The organism is Klebsiella sp. 141203, from assembly GCF_032601985.1.
GTDB lineage: Bacteria > Pseudomonadota > Gammaproteobacteria > Enterobacterales > Enterobacteriaceae > Klebsiella > Klebsiella aerogenes.
Window position 1 is genome coordinate 1 of record NZ_JAQIRL010000013.1, and the last position, 1,292, is coordinate 1,292.

Consider the following 1,292-nt stretch of genomic DNA (forward strand, 5'->3'; position numbering starts at 1 on the left):
TTAACGCTGAGGTGTGATGACGAGGCACTACGGTGCTGAAGTAACAAATGCCCTGCTTCCAGGAAAAGCCTCTAAGCATCAGGTAACATTAAATCGTACCCCAAACCGACACAGGTGGTCAGGTAGAGAATACCAAGGCGCTTGAGAGAACTCGGGTGAAGGAACTAGGCAAAATGGTGCCGTAACTTCGGGAGAAGGCACGCTGATATGTAGGTGAAGCCCCTGCGGGTGGAGCTGAAATCAGTCGAAGATACCAGCTGGCTGCAACTGTTTATTAAAAACACAGCACTGTGCAAACACGAAAGTGGACGTATACGGTGTGACGCCTGCCCGGTGCCGGAAGGTTAATTGATGGGGTTATCCGTAAGGAGAAGCTCTTGATCGAAGCCCCGGTAAACGGCGGCCGTAACTATAACGGTCCTAAGGTAGCGAAATTCCTTGTCGGGTAAGTTCCGACCTGCACGAATGGCGTAATGATGGCCAGGCTGTCTCCACCCGAGACTCAGTGAAATTGAACTCGCTGTGAAGATGCAGTGTACCCGCGGCAAGACGGAAAGACCCCGTGAACCTTTACTATAGCTTGACACTGAACATTGAGCCTTGATGTGTAGGATAGGTGGGAGGCTTTGAAGCGTGGACGCCAGTCTGCGTGGAGCCAACCTTGAAATACCACCCTTTAATGTTTGATGTTCTAACGTGGACCCGTAATCCGGGTTGCGGACAGTGTCTGGTGGGTAGTTTGACTGGGGCGGTCTCCTCCCAAAGAGTAACGGAGGAGCACGAAGGTTAGCTAATCCTGGTCGGACATCAGGAGGTTAGTGCAATGGCATAAGCTAGCTTGACTGCGAGCGTGACGGCGCGAGCAGGTGCGAAAGCAGGTCATAGTGATCCGGTGGTTCTGAATGGAAGGGCCATCGCTCAACGGATAAAAGGTACTCCGGGGATAACAGGCTGATACCGCCCAAGAGTTCATATCGACGGCGGTGTTTGGCACCTCGATGTCGGCTCATCACATCCTGGGGCTGAAGTAGGTCCCAAGGGTATGGCTGTTCGCCATTTAAAGTGGTACGCGAGCTGGGTTTAGAACGTCGTGAGACAGTTCGGTCCCTATCTGCCGTGGGCGCTGGAGAATTGAGGGGGGCTGCTCCTAGTACGAGAGGACCGGAGTGGACGCATCACTGGTGTTCGGGTTGTCATGCCAATGGCATTGCCCGGTAGCTAAATGCGGAAGAGATAAGTGCTGAAAGCATCTAAGCACGAAACTTGCCCCGAGATGAGTTCTCCCTGAGACT

General features: G+C 53.0%; 1 rRNA gene. It reads left to right on the plus strand.

Annotation, left to right across the window (positions count from 1 at the left end):
- Window positions 1-1,292, plus strand: a 23S ribosomal RNA gene (locus tag PGR29_RS24775); the annotation flags it as partial.